Below are 12998 nucleotides of genomic sequence, written 5' to 3' on the forward strand. Positions count from 1 at the left end.
CGCGAAAATCCGTCGGGAGGTTCGGTTCTGGTGCTCAGTCCTTGGAATTGCTCGGCGTCTGAAACACGTCGCTCCGGCCATGTCAGTGTCAACGCCCACATGCCCAAGGCGTATCGACGCTACGTGCGCCGACGCATGCGCATCCCAACATCCGCGGCGACCGATTGATGTCGATAGACCGCGCCCGACGAGGCCAGCGCCAGCTGCATCGATTGCGTCAGGTTCATAACGGCCATAATCCCGGCCCAGCGAACTCTCTCGTTAGGGCAGCTCGGGGAGTGCTACGGCTGGATGCTCTTGGGAACATCCCGAGCGCATGATCCGGCGGCGAGGGCGCTGCCTCCACATGATGGCGCCGGCGAACTCAACGAAGCCGTGCTGCCATTCGTGGTGAACTGGATAACACGGCCTATCTTCTCGCTCGAAAATTCGGCGGCCTCGACAATCATTGCCGGGGTTACCTCGACGGATCCCTTCGCCGTCTATCCGCGTCCCATCGGCTGTCGCGCTGATCCGGATTGACAGCCACCCGCAATTAAAGGGCCGTTTGATGACACCTAGGCCTCCCCAGCAGTATTAGTTCACAAAGCAGGTCGGCACCCGCGATCCGCTGGATTCGGTCAGCGTGTGCTTCGGGTTCGGGGTGCAAGATCAGGCGGTGCCATTTGCACGGATGGCGGCGAACCAACCACCACGGCAGGGGCGCCAGATTGCTCACCACGTTGGCTCTCCACTTCGCGGCTCATACCTTGGTGAGCAGCTTGCATCTCCGGAACGGTGAAAACCGGCACCTCGCCCTTGAAACCCTGGAGTTCAAAGGCGCCCGCCTGGACGACCGGCATCGGCGCTCCTGCCGCAAAGCCGGGACCGAGCACCAGGGGGATGCCCAGCTTCTTGGTCGTCGACTCGAGCCGAGCCGTGCGGTTCACCGGAGAGCCGATCGCGGTGTAATCGAAACGCCGTTCGGAGCCGAAATTGCCTACCGAGCAAATGCCCGTCTCGATGGCGACGCCGATTGCGATGGAGGGGTGGCCGTCCGCGCTGAAGGCGGCGTCTTCACGCTTCACCCGTTCGATCAGGGCAAGGCCCGCGTCGAGCGCGCGCTCGCGATGGTCCGGCTGATCAAGCGGCGCGTTCCAGAAGGCCAGCACCGCGTCGCCCATGAACTTGTCGATGGTGCCGTCGCGCTTGAGGATCTCATCGGTCGCAATGCCGAGGAAGTGGTTGACCACCTTTGCGATTTCCTGGGTGTCGAGTTGTTCGCTCATCGTCGTGAAGCCGCGTATGTCGCTGAGCAGGATCGTGATCTCGCGCTTCTCGCCGGACAGGATCGCTTCGGTGTCTGAGCTTGCGAGGCGCTGCACCACGGAAGGCGACAGATACTGGGCGAACTGCCGTGCCAGGGTGGAGCGGCGCTGCTCGCTGCGCCTGTAGAGAACATAGCCTTCGAAGCCGGCTACCAGGATCGTCGCAAGCGCCGGCTGCAGCGGGTCATAGAGTGCACCCTGCAGGCTGTATTCGAGAGCGCCGAACACGAACGGCGTGACGGCAAGCAGCACGAGAGCCAAGGCACCAAGCACGACACGCCCGGCGAGCACTCCGGAAAGTCCGATGAAAATGACGGCACTGAGGACAAACCAGAGCCGCTCCACCGTGCGCGCATGCGTTGGCTCTGTCAGGTAGCGCCCGGCAAGCAACTGGCCGATTGCATCGGCGTGGATGTCCGCGCCTGGTCGCGCTGGACGTGTCGGGGTGGGCAGGTACTGCGTCAGTCCCACGGCCGACAGATCGACAATGGCGATGGCGTCCCGCAGCCGTGGATCACTGCCGCCCGAAAGGATAGTGCTGGCAGATATACGCGGCGTATCCGTGGCGGTTTCCCAGAGGCGGATGCTCCCCTCCGGCTCGAGCAGCACGATGGCGCCGGCCATCCTGAGTGCGTCGAACCCGGCCGCATTCATCCGGGCTATGTAGCCGTCCTGCCCGGCGTAAAGGCGCAGAAGCTCGAGCGCGAAGGACGGCCACAGCTGCACGCCTTGAGCGGTATTGCGAAGCCACAGCAGCGGCACATGGCGCAGTACGCCATCGGGATCGGGCAAGGTGCGAATTACGCCGAGGCCCGCGGCGGCGTTCGAGAATTCGGCAAGCGAGCCGGTCAGACCGGCGAAGCCGGGAAGTGTGTCGGGTACCTGTCCGACGATCGACCAGCCGGCTTTGGGCCCTGCATCTGAAACCGTCGCCTCATTGCCCAGGCTGACAGCAAGCGCCGTTCGATTTTTGGCCAGCGCCGCTGCCAGGCGCTTGTCTCCGGCGATGCCCTCAGGCGAGGTGTCGGCCTCGGGCAGCACCAGCGCAAGCCCGATGACCGCGGCGCCGGACTTGGTGATGCCATCGACCAGATCGGCCAAGAGGCCCCGGTTCCAGGGCCATCGCCCATGTGCCTTGAGGCTGGCGTCGTCTATCGAGACAATCACGACAGGATTGCTCGTCGCCTGGCGCGGAGCGAGAAACTGGTAGAAGTCGTACGTCCGCTCACGCAGGCGCGACAGCGGCCCGTCGAAAGCCAAATGGCAAGCGAGCAGCAGGAGCACGACCAAAAGGCCGGATATCTTACTCCTGGCAGCTTGCCGCCAATCAGCCCAGCGCCAACCGACCAAGAGGCTCATGTCGTACGGCCAGGCCTATTCACAGTAGTAGCAGCAACCCTCACCCTGACACTCGCCCTTATTCACGCCGCCGCCCACGGGTGGCGTTGGGGTGTCGGGGAACTCCATGACCACTCCTGGCAATGCGCCGTCGGTGGAGTCGCAGACTTTGAGCGAGCCGCCGAGTGCCGACGCACAAAGTGCGCTTACGTCCAATCCCGGACCCGGTGCGCCTGGCAGGCCGGTGCCGGCAATCCGGTCGATGCTGTCCAATATCGGGAAGGTGTCGATTCCGCCGTAGCCGGTCAGCAGCTTGCCACCTTCCGATGTGCAGGCGTAGCCCGGGTTTGTGATGACCAGCCGTTTGCCATTGATCGTGCAGGTCATGCGGCCGGCGCGCAGAATGCCGACGGTCTGGCCGGCTGCCACCAGCACTTCGATGATGCCGCCTCTCGCCCCGAGCACCATATGCGGCGTCGCAACCTGCATGACGCCGCCTTTCGAAACCTGGCCGCCATAGAAACGGGCCAGGCCGCTGTTCATCCCGATGTCGATCTTTCCCGATCCGGAGCCCGGATTGTAGACGAACTCGTCGATCGTCAGGCTGGTGTTCGGACCAATCTTGGCGCTCGATTCGTCCCGGAACACCAGCATTCCAAGACCGGTGGGATTGCTGCGCAGCTGGTCGCCGAGTTCGACGCCGGCCCCAACGTTCATTGTCCCGCCGTTGTTGCGGACGATGTTGGTCTGGTAGGCCGTCATCGACCCGACCGTCTCAGCGGCGGATGGTGCCGCAAAGGCAAGGCAGGCGATAAAAATGGCGATCTGACGGTACGGGGTCCTCATCGCGGCCTCTTTCAATTGAGCGTCAACGTATAGCTCATGAGCATTTCGAACGATTTTCGGTCGCGGTTGGCGATGTCGAAGTTGGTTTCGCGATAGGCGAGATCGACGCTGATCTTCTGCGCCTCCGTCAGCTGAAAATCGCTTTCCGAGGCAATGCGCCAAAAGTCGCTCTTGATATTTGTGCCGATGCCGACGGACAGATCGGGAGTGTTGCTGTGGCCGGCCGAAAAGGCGATCTGGTGCGACCATGCGAAAAGATCCGGCACGTTCATCAACAGGCCGCCATAGCGGACCTCGCCCGTGTAGCTGTGGCCGATTTCGCCAGATCCGGAGGCGAAGTCATTCGAGCCGACCAGCCGCAGGCCGAGCGCCTGGCCATTGCGGAAGCGGTAGCTGCCGCCCGCCTCATAGAAAACCCTGCTATCGGCGAAAATGCCTTGCGAGGCGCTTAGATCGATGTAGCCGCCGCCTGCGAAAAGCGTCGTCTCGACCGTCGGGCGCACCAGAAAGCGCCCACTGACGCCGATGCCGGTCTCGTGGATATCGCTGTCGAAGCGATCCGTAACTGTGAACGCCGAAAGCAGCAGGCGCAGCGAATCGATCCCACTGTTCGGCAGTCCCTTGTCCCAGGTGATCGCGGCGTTGCCGTGGATAAAGGTCTTCTCGCTGCCCGGAACCGACAGGTCTTCCGTGAAAAAGCGCTGTGTTGCGGTCAACGAGCCTGAAAGAACGAGAGCGTCGGCGCTTGGCGTGCCGAGGTCCCACCGGACAAAGCCTTCCGCCCGCCCATAAGGCGAGACGAAGCTGTCGTCGTCCTGCGCCCCGCCGGGCTCAAAATCGGTAAATGCGCTGAACACGCCGCCGGTCAGGGCGAGTTCCCAGGTGACGCCACGCAACGCGCGCTCGATGCGGGCGAGCAGGCGAACGGCTTCCTGCTGCTCACTTGCGGTAAGGCCGCCGACTTCGATGCCGTACTGCACCTGCCGCCGGGCCAATTCATAGGAGCCGACATGATAGTACAACCGGCTGGCCGCCAGCCGAGCGCGCGCATCGCGGGGGTATTTGATCAGATACTGCTCGATCGAGGAGATCGCCTGATCGTATTGTCCCGCGTTGACGGCAACTGTGACGAACTGGGCGAGCGTTCCGTTGTCGGCAGGACTGGCGATGCGCGCCGAAAACGCATCGTCATATGCCGTAAAAAGACCTTGTGCGCCGGCCGGCAATACGCCGGTACAAAGCAGCGCTGCGGCGAAGCCGAAGATCGTTCGAAACGAAGATTGCATGCCGAGAACCCACCCCAAACCCGACTAGTGCGAAGGATTTAGCACGACTCCAAGAAAAAGGCGACTGAACTGTCACCAGACCATGCGAGTCTCAGCAGCTGTTGCAGCGGCGCAACAAACTATCGGGTTTATTCGTATTTCGGCTGCGCTGGTTGTCAAAACATCTTCTCAGCGTTGCTGTACATAATTGAAGTATTCGGCACCAGTGGCAACTAACTCAAATCACCATCAGTGGCGGATCGCGCAGCCGACAAGATTAATATTGTTTGCGCGATTCTGCGCGTATCTGGTCATCGAATGAGGCTTCAAGGTCACCCACGGCTCATCCAAAGGTCTTCCGTCGCGTTGCGGAAGGGGTCGGAGAGCTGCCGAAAGGTGCTTCTCACGACGCGTGCGCGATGCGGCCTGGCTCTTGCTATTACGTTGACCGCGACGAGGTCAGCTTATCGCCCCCGACTCCCAGGGACGCGTCACCGGACGCGTCTTGCTACAGCACGAGCATGGTGGCCAGTCCCAGCATCAGGCCCATGCCTACAATATCGGTTACGGTGGTGAGGAAGATCGCCGAAGCGACCGCCGGATCGGCGCCGACCCGGCGCAGGCCCAGCGGGATCAGCACGCCGGAGATTCCGGACATGAGGCACGATCCGGACATGGCGAGCAGGATCACAAGTGCCAGCATTGGCGCCTGGGCCGCCGACTCCGGTTGCCGCGAGGCGTAGAACCACATCGCCGCAGCCGCAACAAGGCCGACGAGCACGCCGTTGGCGATCCCGAGCGCGCCCTCCCGCATCACCAGGTGTAGCTTCGGTCGTTTGTCCACATCCCCCAGGGCAAGGCCACGCAGCGTCATAGCCAGTGCCTGGCAGCCGGTGTTTCCGCTCTGCCCGGCCAAGACCGGGAGGAACGCCGCCAGGGCGACGATCTTCTCGATCGTGCCTGTGAATGAACTGACCACGAAAGCGGCCATGAAGGCCGTCAGCAGGTTCAGCTGCAGCCACGGATGACGCTTCAAGAAGGCTGAAAACAGCGGCGTAAAAGAACGCTCCTCCTTCTGGACACCCACCATCTGGCCAGACTGGGCGGAAATCTCGATGATTTGCTGCTCGAACAAGCGCCAGCCGCGAACCTGCCCGAGCAGCCGGTTCTCCGCGTCCACCACCGGATAGACAGGGTACTGACGGCGTACTGCTGCCTTGCAGGCGTCGCTCAAAGACAGACCGACATTAAGGGCGAACGGCCTGGGCAGCATGATCTGATCCACCGTCGCGTCCGCTTCGCTCAGCATCAGATCGCGCAGGACCACCAGGCCAACCAGTTTATTGCCCTCGTCCGTGACGTAGAGATAAGTGAGCTCGGTCGGCACCTTGGCGCGTCTGACCGCCTCCACTGCGGCGGCAACCGTCGTCGCGACAGGAACGCTGGCGGGAATCGGGTCCATCAGCTCGACGAGCGAGTCGGGGACCGCGAAATCCTTGCCACTGCCATGAGACCTGATGGGCCGCATATGCGGTGGCAAATGCTCGGCCACCTTACGGGCGTGCCCGTCCGGCAACAGCTTTAGTGTGTCGCGGATGAACTCGGGAGATTCTCGGGCCAGCAATTCAGCCGCGTCATCAGGTGCTCGAGCCCGCAGCGTGCGCACCAACTTCTGAACGTCGTTCTCTTCTTTCATTTGCTGCGGCCCCCAAATTGCTAGTGTCTTGCCTGACAGTATGACACGGATCGGATAGCTCTGTCTGGCGCGCAGTGGCTCAAGCGCCTCGATCCCGAAATCTTCGCCTCTCGGGCGCCGAGTGGACCGAACCCAGACAGATCTGAGCCGTTGCGGCGTACATAAAGGCGAGCTGTAACCTCTGCGTGTCGCCGAGAATTCAACGTGTTGCGAACTTCACCGGTCTTTTCCTGGGATCTGCGAGCACGCCGCAGCAATGAAACGCAAACCCGGAAACTCTGCAACGGCAGGGCCTCCGGCGATCGAATTGATTTGCCTCATGCCGCGCATCTTGCCGTTTCTCCAGCTCTGGAGGCTGATGAATTCGCCACGATGACAAGGTGATTTGCGTGAACTTGTAATAGTTTAGCTTGAGAAAGGGGCTCTCAGTATCAAGTCTGTCTGAACGAGAGGTGCTCTTGAGAGCTTCCAGGTTTGGGGGCAGGCAGTCTGCTTTGTGAGACTCGAGGTCGTCGCGGTCCGATCCGAGTTAATGTAGGCCCACTGGCAATAGCGTAGACCGCTCGATCGCACTTGGGGTGAACGAAGACTCGTTTCGAGAATGGCATCGGTTCTGTAATTGCCGTCTCACCTGACAACGATCCGGACCGGCCTGGCATTCCTGGCCGCCCGTCATTGGGGATGCTTGTGAGCAAGATTATCGCCGCAGGTTTTAACTCAGTCTCTTTCAATGGCAGATGGAGAGCCTTAAGGCGGACTTTCGCAGCTTTGCTGATATGTGCGTCGAAGCCGTCGGACTGGAACTGACGACCCTCGACCTCATGGTCGGTGGTCGCGTCGTCCCCGAGAGAGCCGAGAGGCTTATCGCCCTGACGAGGAAGTTCGATTTCCGCTATACAGTTCACCGCGTCGTCTCATCGAACCTCACGGACCGGCGGTCTATCGTTACCAGATCGCTGGTCGAACTCTGCGATCGGATCGATGCGCGCGTCCTTGTCGAGCATGGTGGGCATTTTCGCGCCGACCAGGTTCTCGAACGGCCGGTGCGGAGGAACGCGAACGCGAAGCGTTGTTCGAGCTTGCCGAGTTCTGCAAGCCCTATGGTGTGCGCATCGCCTTCGAGAACGTCTTTGCCATGGAACCGGGTCAGTGCCGGCACAGACCGGCCGAGGTGGCGCAGACGGTGAAAGGGATCGGCCATCCAAACCTGGTGGCGCTCATCGATTTCAGCCATGCTTATATTGAATCCACCCATCGCGGCTTGACCTTCCGCGAGCAGCTGCGGGCTATGGCGCCAGTGGCAGGGCACCTGCATGTCCATGACTCCTTCGGGCGCCCGCAGGGCTTCCACAGGACCTATCTCCTGCAAGAGGATGCAGCGCTGGCATAGGCGACCTGCACATGCCTCTCGGCTGGACGATATGGAATGGGATGAACATCTTCAGTGAGCTGGCCTTCTTGCCGGGGACCGTCCTCATCATGGAAATCGGACCCCGTTATCGCAACGAGCAGCCCGATTGCCTGGCCCGGGCAAAAAACCTCATCGGCGTGAACACTCGCGCGGAGCGGCGGAGCAAAGGTCGAGAATGCGCGGCTGTGGTGCTGCCAATGTCGGCCTGAGCTGCCGAACTCGTTGGCAGCGAGCCGTTTCGCATTGGCAAAATCGGCCGTGACGAGTCTTGCCGATTCTGTTTTCGATGAGATCGTAAGAAGAGTGCGCCTGCCGGTCTACGACATGAGGGCCAGCATTTGGTTGGCCGGTCGGTGGCGGTCGAGCACGGGCAGGGGTCGGAAACGTGCTAATCACGCACCCGTTGGCCAGCCGGGTCCTCGCTGATTTCGCTCTGTGCAATCGCATGACTGCTCACGAACTCAGTCTTCAGGTTCGCGAGGGCCGCTCCGGTACACTTGTCGAGCCGACAGAGGCGTTTCTGTTGCCAAAATATTCGGGAAGATCGGGTCTACGCGACGGCCGTCTTCGAGATGCGAAGGGCCGTTTGGCTGTATTGATTATTTGTTGTCAGATCGGCGGGCGAGCCGCACGCCAGGCCCGCCACCATTCTCTGGGATGAACTCGACGCCAGCAGCCTCGAGGGCGCAGCGTATTGCACCAAGGTTGTTCCGATGTGGAATGCGTGCCCCACGTTCGAAATCAACAACGGTCGCTCTGGAGACGCCCGCCGCCGCTGCAAGTTCGCTCTGGCTCCAATCGAGCATTGCCCTGGCTCCCCTACATTGTTCCACGGAAATTAAGCTCATTCGCTGAAGTCAGTCTTTTTGGTTGACTTTCGCCTGAGAAATCAGGCTAAATGGGAGATGCTAGGCAATTAGAATGCTAGATGGCTGAGCAGGTGTTGCTGCACCTGCCCAGCCTAACCACAACCCAAGCTGATTGGAGCTCGGATCATGGCTGATTCCGACAATACCACGACTCTGCCTTACGTCACCCGCAGGCGAGTGCTTGCGGGAACAGTGGTGGCAACCACCGCGTGGACGCTCGAAGGTAACGCGTCCGCAGGTGGCGCCGGATGCACGAATGTGTGTTTTGATCCTGCACTGGCGCTTTGGCAGAAATGGGTGCGATCCCACGAACGGACCGAGCGGCTATGCCGGCAGCAGCAGCGGCTGGAAACAAAGCTTGTCGAGAGCGTCGGCTTTCCTTGTGTGACCGTCCGCGTGCCCGGAGGCGAGGAGGTGACGGTCCACTCTATCGAGGCGCTCAGTGAAGTGCTCGGCAATGGGCTGAATACCGCCGCTCTCCGCGAGAAGGCCGAAGCTGATTTCGCAGCGCATCAGGCACGTTGGGATGAGGCAGCCGAGGAGACCGGCTACACCGCCGCTGTCAGGGCCGAGCGCGAGACTGGTGACCGGGCGAAGGATCTTCTGGAAGCGTTCTCGACGACTCCCGCCACGACCCTCGCCGGTGTGGCGGGCAAGCTCGATGCCGTGTTGCGCCACGGCGAAACTTGGGAGGAATGCCTCGAATTTCCATGGCCGCAACTCCGCTCGGCGCTCTGCGATCTGCGGCGCATCGCCGAAGGCTTTGGTGCTGACGGGTGCGGCGCCGAAGGATCCGTCAGGACCAAGCTGAAACTCTCCACCATTCCCGACGACAGTCCGGGCTAAGGTCACGGTCGATCTGCCTGGCGCCGTTCATCGCGATCTGGTCGCCTATGCTGAGTTGCTCAGCCGCGACACCGGACAGATAGTCGCCGATCCGGCAAGCTGATAGCGCCAATGCTCACCCGATTCGTGACGACGGACAGAGCCTTTGCTACAGCCCGACGAACCCTGAAGGCGGGATGACTATTCGGGTCATTGCGGCCGTCAGGACGAATACCGATCGCGCAGGAACGCAATGAATACCGGCAGGGCAGGATTGGCGTTGTCCGGGCGCCAACGGGCAAAATTGCAGATCTGGATCGGCTTGCCCCCGATCCGTAGCTTGCGGCAGACGGCGCCTTCAGGAACGCTGTTGGCATCTCCATCGTGGATCAGAGCGACACCAAGGCCATTTCCGACAAGGCGCAGAAGGATGCCCGCACAGGCTTGATGTTCGACGACCGCGGGAAGCTGCACGTCGCTTCCAACAGCGTCGGCGAGGAGAAACGCTTCACCCTTGCGCACGAGCAGCGTCTCCCGGCCTAGCTCCGACCACTCGATGATGGGACGGCTTGCGAGAGGATGATTTGGAGCGAGAACGACGGCTAGGGTATCCTTCCACAATCTCAGTTCGAATGCGCCGCCAGTGGATCGGGAGCAGGAAGTGACGGCAACGTCGACCTTCGCCCCGCCCAAAGTAGCCCCTGGTTCAGGATGAGAGCCTTCGATCAAACTGACAGTCACATTTGGATGACATTGCCCGAACTCGATGACTGCATCCAGCGCTCGTCCGGCGAGGATGAATCCGTTGGAGCCGATGGAAAGCCTTTGTTGTTCATCTTTAATGCCGGTCCTGGCCAGGGTGAGAATATTGTCCAGTTCGAGTAGCACGGAGCGCAGACGATCGAGGAAACGCTCGCCGGCCGGGGTTGGGCCAACGCCGCGGGCATGACGATGAAATATCCTCGCTCCAATCGCGTATTCGAGATCGCTTATGCGTCGGCTGAGCGCGGAGTGGTCGATACCGGCGCGCCGCGCCGCGCGCAGAAAGCTGCCCTCCTCCGCGACCACAAGCGCATAATTAAGTGTCGCGAGTTGAATGGAGCTCCGCATCTCTGCACAAGGTCAAGGTAGCAACAAATTGCAGACATCTGAGCGCTTTTGGCGATCGGGGGCTATCACCAAATCTTAGTATTGACGCCTGGCGAGACGATCACCCGTCGAGGAACAACAACGAAGACACCGTGCAGCAAGACCTCTCGCGATCACCCAACGGCCGCGGCGCCGGTCGAGGAAGTGTTCGACGCTGGCCATCGAATGGTCATCGGAGAAGACGAACTCGAATGTCTTTGATTGGCACCTTGCCCCAAGGAGAACCTTTAGGCTTGAGTGGCCCCCATGGTCGGCCACGGCGGCTCGCCGCGATTCATGCTGCCACGGTGCGGGTGGGTTCCGCTGGTAGGGAGGGCTCGCACGAGCCGATCAGGTGAGCTCGGATGGTAGGCTACTCGCGGCGATGATCCCTGAGGACGCTCACCACAAGATACCACTCCGTTCTCGCTCACCTTATGGAAGAGCACGCCCGCTAGCTCAAGGGGAAAGCACCAACCAAAACTGCATCCCGCTTGGAAATCCGGTGCTTGAACAAAGATAAAGCGGCGGACCGTCTCGAATTGAAGGTCCGCCGTTCCGGGTCGTTCAGATCACAAGGAACGAACCTGCCGTAAGCGACAGACCTGGAGAGAGAGTGGCGAACTGTATTTGAGCTGCGCCACCGATGCCGTCGCTGTCGAAAGAGAGCGCTCCGGTTGAACTGTTGTAGATGATATGGTCGGAGCTATCATGCGCAGCCGTGCCAGCAAAGAAAGCATCGGATGAAAGGCCGCCCAATTTAAGCCCGGCAAAAACGGCGTCGTCGAGCTGGATCTTGTCCTGGAGCTTGTTGAAGTCGGTGACCTTGTCGATATTGCCGGCTCCAAGGGCGCTGTTGAACACGAAGGCATCATTGCCTCCATTACCGGTCAAGATGTCGGCACCGCCGCCACCATTGATGATGTTCGCGCCGGCATTGCCTTGGATGGTCTGGGCAAAGGCGTTGCCGGTCAGGTTGATTGCAGACGTACCGGACGGATTGGTGGTGGCGAGAAGCTCGATCTGTGAGTTTGCGGAGAGAGCATAGCTTACCGAGGAAAGCACCCCGTCGGTGCCGCCACCGACGGCCTCGTAAACCCTGTCGCCGGCATTATCGACATAGTAGGTGTCGTTGCCGCCATAGCCGACCATCGCATCGGCGCCTCCGCCACCGTTGATGACATTGGCACCGGCATTGCCCCCGATACTTTGGCTGAACTCGTTCCCGGTGAGATTGATTGCGGTCGTGCCGAACGAATTCGCGGCGGCGAGAAGCTCGATCTGCGAGCCGGCCAAAAGGGCATGACTCACGGTAGTCAACACCCGGTCGGTGCCGCCCCCCGCCGCCTCAACCACCCTGTCGCTGGCGTTGTCGACATGGTACGTGTCGTTGCCGCCATAGCCGACCATCGTATCGGCGCCACCGCCGCCATTAATGACATTGGCACCAGCATTGCCTTGGATGGTCTGAGCGAAGCCGTTGCCAGTGAGGTTGATTGCCGTCGTGCCGGAAGGGTTGGTGGTGGCGAGAACCTCGATCTCCGAGCCAGCCGACAGAGCATGGCTCACCGAGGCGAGCACTTTGTCGGCGCCGCCGCCGATCGCCTCAACCACCCTTTCACCGGCCTTGTCAACATAGTAGGTGTCGTTGCCGCCATAGCCGACCAACGTATCGGCCCCGCCGGCGCCGTTGATGACATTGGCACCGGCATTGCCCTGGATAGTCTGGGCGAACTCGTTGCCGGTGAGGTTGATTGCCGATGTGCCCGACGGGCTGTTGGTGGCGAGAAGTTCGATTTCCGATCCGGCCGCAAGCGCATGACTTACGGAGGCGAATGCTTTGTCGGTACCGCCGCCCGCGGCCTCGATCTCCTTGTCGCGGACATCTTCGACATAATAGGTGTCATTGCCACCATAGCCGATCATCGTGTGGCCGCCGGCGCCGTGGAACACATCGTCGCCGCTGGTGCCATACAAGGTGTCGCTTGTGTCGACTGGAGGCGGTTCGGTCCCAGTCGTTGCGAGGTTGTGCTCCCGGAAAACGGCTTGTAGTTCCGGAGAGCTCTCTAATGCGGTGTCGCCGTTCTGCGTTCCCCATTTGTAGGTATAGTCGAAGGCGGGTGACGGAACCAGCTTGGCCCAATGATCGATCATGATTTGCATCTGTTCGGCGGTGGGCATGACCTGTCTGCCGCCATCGGAAGTCTCCCAATTGCCGCCACCGAAGGCCTGATAGACCGGAACGATGTTGCTGATCGGGATGCCGGATTTCACCGCTGCAGCCACGGCTCGGTCGATCATGTCGTAGTCGAC

Annotated in this window: 9 protein-coding genes and 2 pseudogenes; 4 read left to right on the forward strand and 7 right to left on the reverse strand. The window is 61.0% G+C overall.

What is annotated here, in order from left to right; translation table 11 throughout:
* Positions 1-291 precede the first annotated feature (291 nt).
* Complete coding sequence (locus tag NKI39_RS33335) at positions 292-522, forward strand: hypothetical protein (RefSeq protein ID WP_352837289.1); 231 nt, start codon at positions 292-294, stop codon at positions 520-522.
* A gap of 98 nt (positions 523-620) precedes the next feature.
* On the opposite strand, the gene NKI39_RS33340 is transcribed toward NKI39_RS33335, so the two are convergent.
* From NKI39_RS33340 to NKI39_RS33355, 4 genes are all read right to left on the reverse strand, one after another.
* Entirely contained in the window at positions 621-2666 is a 2046-nt protein-coding gene (locus NKI39_RS33340; RefSeq protein WP_352837292.1) for a CHASE2 domain-containing protein, read from the reverse strand.
* A gap of 15 nt (positions 2667-2681) precedes the next feature.
* A complete protein-coding gene (locus NKI39_RS33345) occupies positions 2682-3491 on the reverse strand; it encodes a FecR family protein (protein WP_352837295.1) in 810 nt (269 codons plus the stop codon).
* Between the two features lie 11 nt (positions 3492-3502).
* Positions 3503-4777 carry a tetratricopeptide repeat protein gene (locus tag NKI39_RS33350; protein ID WP_352837298.1) on the reverse strand — a complete coding sequence of 425 codons (1275 nt, stop codon included), beginning with the start codon at positions 4775-4777 and terminating at the stop codon, positions 3503-3505.
* A 487-nt stretch (positions 4778-5264) separates the two neighbouring features.
* Positions 5265-6452 (reverse strand): magnesium transporter, encoded by a 1188-nt coding sequence (locus NKI39_RS33355; protein ID WP_352503527.1) that lies wholly within the window; start codon positions 6450-6452, stop codon positions 5265-5267.
* A 687-nt stretch (positions 6453-7139) separates the two neighbouring features.
* On the opposite strand from NKI39_RS33355, the pseudogene NKI39_RS33360 reads away from it, so the two are divergent.
* Positions 7140-8072: pseudogene (locus tag NKI39_RS33360) on the forward strand (TIM barrel protein).
* Between the two features lie 390 nt (positions 8073-8462).
* Here NKI39_RS33360 and NKI39_RS33365 read toward each other — a convergent pair.
* Entirely contained in the window at positions 8463-8711 is a 249-nt protein-coding gene (locus NKI39_RS33365) for a helix-turn-helix transcriptional regulator (protein WP_352837301.1), read from the reverse strand.
* Between the two features lie 147 nt (positions 8712-8858).
* On the opposite strand from NKI39_RS33365, the gene NKI39_RS34420 reads away from it, so the two are divergent.
* On the forward strand, positions 8859-9578 hold the full coding sequence (locus NKI39_RS34420; protein ID WP_502898649.1) for a hypothetical protein: 720 nt from the start codon (positions 8859-8861) through the stop codon (positions 9576-9578).
* Positions 9579-9633: 55 nt separating this feature from the next.
* Positions 9634-9758, forward strand: a pseudogene (locus NKI39_RS34425) (DUF2274 domain-containing protein).
* Between the two features lie 21 nt (positions 9759-9779).
* On the opposite strand, the gene NKI39_RS33375 reads toward NKI39_RS34425, so the two are convergent.
* Positions 9780-10667 (reverse strand): LysR family transcriptional regulator, encoded by an 888-nt coding sequence (locus NKI39_RS33375; RefSeq protein ID WP_352837304.1) that lies wholly within the window; start codon positions 10665-10667, stop codon positions 9780-9782.
* Between the two features lie 585 nt (positions 10668-11252).
* The coding region (locus tag NKI39_RS33380) for a calcium-binding protein (protein ID WP_352837307.1) at positions 11253-12998 on the reverse strand (1746 nt) is incomplete at its 5' end.

The organism is Mesorhizobium sp. M0664 (assembly GCF_040320565.1).
Lineage (GTDB): Bacteria > Pseudomonadota > Alphaproteobacteria > Rhizobiales > Rhizobiaceae > Mesorhizobium.

Bases quoted from the DNA above. Each gene is read 5' to 3' on its own strand.
- NKI39_RS33335 (WP_352837289.1), top strand. From the start codon at position 292: ATGCTCTTGGGAACATCCCGAGCGCATGATCCGGCGGCGAGGGCGCTG.
- NKI39_RS33340 (WP_352837292.1), bottom strand. From the start codon at position 2,666: ATGAGCCTCTTGGTCGGTTGGCGCTGGGCTGATTGGCGGCAAGCTGCC.
- NKI39_RS33345 (WP_352837295.1), bottom strand. From the start codon at position 3,491: ATGAGGACCCCGTACCGTCAGATCGCCATTTTTATCGCCTGCCTTGCC.
- NKI39_RS33350 (WP_352837298.1), bottom strand. From the start codon at position 4,777: ATGCAATCTTCGTTTCGAACGATCTTCGGCTTCGCCGCAGCGCTGCTT.
- NKI39_RS33355 (WP_352503527.1), bottom strand. From the start codon at position 6,452: ATGAAAGAAGAGAACGACGTTCAGAAGTTGGTGCGCACGCTGCGGGCT.
- NKI39_RS33365 (WP_352837301.1), bottom strand. From the start codon at position 8,711: ATGAGCTTAATTTCCGTGGAACAATGTAGGGGAGCCAGGGCAATGCTC.
- NKI39_RS34420 (WP_502898649.1), top strand. From the start codon at position 8,859: ATGGCTGATTCCGACAATACCACGACTCTGCCTTACGTCACCCGCAGG.
- NKI39_RS33375 (WP_352837304.1), bottom strand. From the start codon at position 10,667: ATGCGGAGCTCCATTCAACTCGCGACACTTAATTATGCGCTTGTGGTC.